The organism is Microcystis sp. M49636_WE2, from assembly GCF_030065375.1.
GTDB classification, from domain to species: domain Bacteria; phylum Cyanobacteriota; class Cyanobacteriia; order Cyanobacteriales; family Microcystaceae; genus Microcystis; species Microcystis aeruginosa_C.
On the sequence record NZ_JASJFG010000975.1, the window covers coordinates 1 to 5140 of the forward strand.

A 5140-nucleotide genomic window follows, 5' to 3' on the forward strand; every position below is an offset into this window, starting at 1 on the left:
ATCTCACACCTAGGCTGTGAGAAAAACCGGATCGACTCCGAGCATATGTTAGGACTGCTGGCCAAGGCCGGCTATCCCGTAGATAATGACGAGGAGTTGGCCGATTACGTTATCGTTAATACCTGTAGTTTCATTCAAGCAGCTAGAGAAGAATCCGTTCGCACCCTCGTGGAACTGGCGGAAGCTAATAAAAAAATTATTATCTCCGGCTGTATGGCCCAACATTTCCAAGATGAACTGCTGACGGAATTGCCGGAAGCCGTGGCCATTGTCGGCACGGGGGATTATCAGAAAATTGTCGAGATCGTCGAACGGGTAGAGACGGGAGAACGAGTCAAAGAAGTCAGCACCGATCCCACTTTTATCGCCGACGAAAATCTGCCCCGTTATCGCACCACTACCGAAGGAGTCGCCTATCTGCGGGTGGCCGAAGGCTGCGATTATCGCTGTGCTTTCTGTATTATTCCCCACCTGCGCGGCGATCAGCGATCGAGATCGATCGAGTCCATTGTCAAGGAAGCGCGACAATTAGCCAGCCAAGGAGTCCAAGAATTAATTCTCATTTCGCAAATAACAACCAATTATGGGTTAGACTTATATGGCGAACCCAAATTAGCGGAACTCTTGCGAGCGCTGGGAGAAGTCGATATACCTTGGATTCGCGTTCACTACGCTTACCCGACCGGGTTAACGCCAAAGGTTATCGAGGCGATCCGAGAGACCCCGAATGTTTTACCCTATCTAGATTTGCCGCTACAGCATTCCCATCCCCACATCCTGCGGGCGATGAACCGTCCCTGGCAAGGACGAGTCAACGATGGCATTATCGAGCGGATCAAGCAAGCTATCCCGAACGCGGTTTTACGAACGACTTTTATCGTCGGTTTCCCCGGAGAAACCGAGGAACATTTCAGCCATCTGCTGGAATTTGTCAAGCGTCATGAGTTCGATCACGTCGGGGTGTTTACCTTCTCCGCCGAAGAAGGTACAGCCGCTTTTGACCTGCCCAATCCAGTGCCACAGGCAATTATGGACGAACGCCGCGAAAGGTTGATGTTAACTCAGCAACCAATCTCGGAACGCAAAAATCAAGCTTATATCGGTCAAACTGTCGATGTTCTCATCGAACAGGAAAACCCGGAAACGGGAGAATTAATCGGGCGTTCCGCTCGTTTTTCCCCGGAAGTAGATGGCTTGGTTTATGTGACAGGTGAGGCGATTCTAGGTGCGATCGTGCAGGTCCGAATCACTTCGGCCGATACCTACGATCTCTACGGCGAAATAGTCTAATTTTTCCATTTTTCTTATTTAATTCCCACAAAACAATCCCTATGACCACTGGTTTCAACAATTTAGGTTTATCCGATAGCCGTCTTCAACACCTAGAAACGCTTGGATTCACCACCCCCACGGAAATTCAAACCAAAGCCATCCCTCTCCTTCTAGAAGGGCATGACATGGTAGGAATGTCGCAAACGGGAACCGGCAAAACCGCCGCCTATTCCCTGCCTTTACTGGAACGCATGGACACCAAAAATCCTAACGTTCAAGCTTTAATCCTCACCCCCACCCGGGAATTAGCCCAACAGGTAGCCAGCGCCATCAAAGATTTCTCTGATGATCGTCGTCTCTTTATCCTGACAGTCTGTGGTGGTCAATCCATGGAACGTCAGATCCGCAGTCTGGAAAAAGGTGTCCAGATTGTGGTCGGGACTCCCGGCCGGGTAATCGATCTGCTCGATCGCAAAAAACTCCATCTAGAATCCCTAAACTGGGTAGTCCTCGATGAAGCGGACGAAATGCTCAGTATGGGTTTTATCGATGATGTTAAGAAAATTCTGCAAGCATCCCCCTCCACCCGTCAAACCGCCTGTTTCTCGGCAACTATGCCCCGGGAAATCCGCGATTTAATCGCTAATTTCTTGAAATCTCCCATTTCTGTGACGGTTTCTCAACCCCAGGCCGCTCCTGCTAAGATCGAGCAGAAAATTTATCTGATCCCTCGCGGTTGGACGAAATTAAAAGTCCTGCAACCCCTGTTAGAGATCGAACCCCTAGAATCGGCGATTATTTTCGTCCGCACCAAGCAAACCGCAGCCGAATTAACCAGCAAACTGCAAGAAGCGGGGCAAACGGTGGATGAATACCACGGTAACTTAAGCCAAGTGCAACGGGAACGACTGGTGCAACGTTTCCGCGAGGGCAAAATTAAATTAGTGGTAGCCACGGATATCGCGGCCCGCGGTCTAGATGTGGAAAATCTCAGCCACGTTATTAACTATGATCTGCCAGATAATGCCGAAACCTATATTCACCGCATTGGCCGCACCGGCCGCGCCGGTAAAACGGGAACTGCTATATCTTTAGTAGAACCGATCGATCGGCGTTTATTACGTCAGATTGAACAGCGTCTGCGTCAACGTCTGGAATCTAGTCCCATTCCTAGTCGTGCGGAAGTAGAAGCAAAACGTCTGGCCAAGCTGCAAAATCAGCTAAAAGAGGCTTTATCGGGGGAACGTATGGCTTCTTTCTTGCCTTTAGTGCGGGATTTAAGTGAAGAATACGATCCACAAGCGATCGCAGCGGCTGCCCTGCAAATGATCTACGATCAAAATTGTCCCCAGTGGATGAAAACCGATTGGGAAGTTCCCGCAGCGACGAGCAGTAAACCGGTGATTAATAAAACTCCCCGCAGTGGTGGTAGTAAGTACCCCTCTAAGTCGAATAACCGTCCTTCCCTGGACAAAAAAATTGTCTTTCAAGAACGTTAATTTTTAGTTCTTGAATAGATAATTTTAAGAGTTGATAGAACCAAAACGGTCTATCAACTTTTTTTATGTTTATAATAGCTTATTAACCCTATATACTTTTGACTTTTTTATACTGTTCTGTCACGGCGGCATTTAATAGATCATCTTTAAAATCTCTGATTAATTTAATTACTAAATTATAAGTATTGATGTATTCTTCATAATCGATAGTTAAATACTTGCCATGAGCAATTTTATTTCTTTGGGTGAGAAGTTGTTCATCAATAGCTTTCTGCTTCAGTTGATAATCACTATCATCAATTCCTAGAATAGTACAGATATCAGTGAAAACTTCAAAATTGAGATTAGATTTGGTGTTAATAATATTTTCGTAGGGTATATAAGCTGTATTTTCTAGGTTATCAAGTAAATTTTTGATCATCTCTTTTTGTAACTTAAATTTATTGGTTTTTATTAACTCATTTATAGATTTTCTAGAACTAAGGGCAACGAAACAGTAATCCAGTTCATGATAATTTAATTTTTTTAAGGAAACAAACTGCAAATAACATTCTGCTGCATATTTAATAAAACCTTCCCAATGGGCATAGAGAGTGGTTATTCCGGCTCTAATTAATACATCTTGCTCAGTTCCTTTTTGTGGAGGAATTTTATTTTTTAAAATACTAAGTTCTTTAATTCGCCATGCCATATCTTCATCTAAGTTTTTCTGGAGAATTTCGATAGTTCTATTATCTTTACTCATTACTTTTTAAAATATTTTTTGCCAAATTCAATCATTTTGAGCATTCTAGTTCTAGCTCTCGATCCCGTACCGATGTTATAAATAAAGTCAGATTCTGACCACATTTCCTGAATTTTTGTTCTTAGCAGTTCAATATCTTGAGTAGAGTAATCATCAATATTTTCTCGTAATCCTGTGGTGATCGCTTCATAAGCAGAATCGAGAAATTTACCCTTAAATCTTGTTCCATCATATTTGGTAAAAGTATCTTCATTCGTCGCTTGATCAAGCAATAAAAACATTTTAGCGAATTTTTCTTGCTCTAACACACGATCAAAAGTCCTGGAATTGCATAATTCTATCAGATAGTCAGTCAAATATTCATTAACCTCTTTTTTGTTCAATGATTTTGGATCAAATGTGGGAGAAGACAGGGCAAAATATTTAAGAATTAGTTCCAAGTCGTAGCGTTCTTGTCTTAATCGCTCGGATAGGGAAATACAATTTTTAAAGTTCTCATTTTCTGCCAAGTCTTCTAACCACTTATATAGGCTTTTATCTAGCATAATCAAAAGACAATTACGCACCTCTTGATAAGATAAAAAAGAGCCACCGGTATTTAAACGATCAAAAACTTCAAACTTAGCATTTTTATCCGATTCTTTTTGGATAATCTGAACCTGTATTTTCGCTCTTTTGAAGTCTATTTTTAGAGATGGGGGCAAATTATACTCTCCTTCCTCTGCACCTTCCCACATAACTCCGTTTAAGCTAGGTAATAACTTAGTACCTTGAAGCACCAGTTTCGGTTTTTTCTTAGTTTCATCGTCCTCATCTCTTAAATCGCCAACAAATTCCAAAATTGTTGAAATCCTTTGTAATCCATCCACCAATTCCCAAACACTATCTTCTTCTCTCTGATAGACAAAAATAGAGGGAATAGGAATTCCTAATAGTATCGATTCTATGAATCGGCTTTTTTGGGCTATTGTCCAACGAAAATATCTTTGAAAATCTGGATTAATTGTCATTTCTTTGTTATTATAAAGACTAATAATCTCTCCGATTGACATAGGATAGTTATCGGTACGAAATTCTTTAGTTTTTGCCTTAACTTCTTCTAATAAATTCATCTTATAGCAGTTATCTTAATGGTGAAGTACAAAGTTTTCGTTTTGGGGAGCCGGTCGTCAGGATTCGATACCAAATTAGGTTACACTTCATCTTTAGAAACAAAGCTGTAATTTTTCTATACTTAGTATAATCCCTATATTCTACTTTAATACCATCCGCCAATTCAAAAATGAAACGCGTCAACCTCAAGAGTTGACAGAAAAAGGCTCATCCCCGCAATTGGCACAAACATCAATTTTCAGGTGGCTAATCTGCAAAGACGCGATTTATGTCCCGATATTGCGGTGATGTTAGCTTGGATTGAACAGGCAAAAATCTTAACCAGAGAGTTAAAATAAGCCCTATCTCCGATAATTTTGGCATAAATTAACCAAAAGTAGTGCCATTCCATCCCCAAAGATCACCTTTCGCCTCGGCAAATTCTAGATAAATGCGATTTTTCGGTATTCCTAAATAAGCCTCAATTTCTTGACAAAAATCACTACTCATGCTTTTAGTTTGAGCGGCGGAA

The 5140-nt window shown here is 41.8% G+C and carries 5 protein-coding genes; 2 read left to right on the plus strand and 3 right to left on the minus strand.

Annotation, left to right across the window (positions count from 1 at the left end):
- Positions 1-1290 (plus strand): 30S ribosomal protein S12 methylthiotransferase RimO (rimO, locus tag PX484_RS22475; protein WP_288105571.1); only part of this gene is annotated, 1290 nt, incomplete at its 5' end.
- 41 nt (positions 1291-1331) lie between these two features.
- A complete protein-coding gene (locus PX484_RS22480; protein WP_004268339.1) occupies positions 1332-2771 on the plus strand; it encodes a DEAD/DEAH box helicase in 1440 nt (479 codons plus the stop codon).
- An 88-nt stretch (positions 2772-2859) separates the two neighbouring features.
- Here PX484_RS22480 and PX484_RS22485 read toward each other — a convergent pair whose 3' ends face one another.
- From PX484_RS22485 to PX484_RS22495, 3 genes are all read right to left on the minus strand, one after another.
- On the minus strand, positions 2860-3516 hold the full coding sequence (locus tag PX484_RS22485; protein WP_287666269.1) for an MAE_28990/MAE_18760 family HEPN-like nuclease: 657 nt from the start codon (positions 3514-3516) through the stop codon (positions 2860-2862).
- Complete coding sequence (locus tag PX484_RS22490) at positions 3516-4628, minus strand: DUF262 domain-containing protein (RefSeq protein WP_002731650.1); 1113 nt, start codon at positions 4626-4628, stop codon at positions 3516-3518. Before PX484_RS22490 ends, PX484_RS22485 begins: the two co-directional genes overlap by 1 nt.
- A 367-nt stretch (positions 4629-4995) precedes the next feature.
- Positions 4996-5140: phenylpyruvate tautomerase MIF-related protein (locus PX484_RS22495; protein WP_288105576.1), on the minus strand; the 145-nt coding region annotated here is incomplete at its 5' end.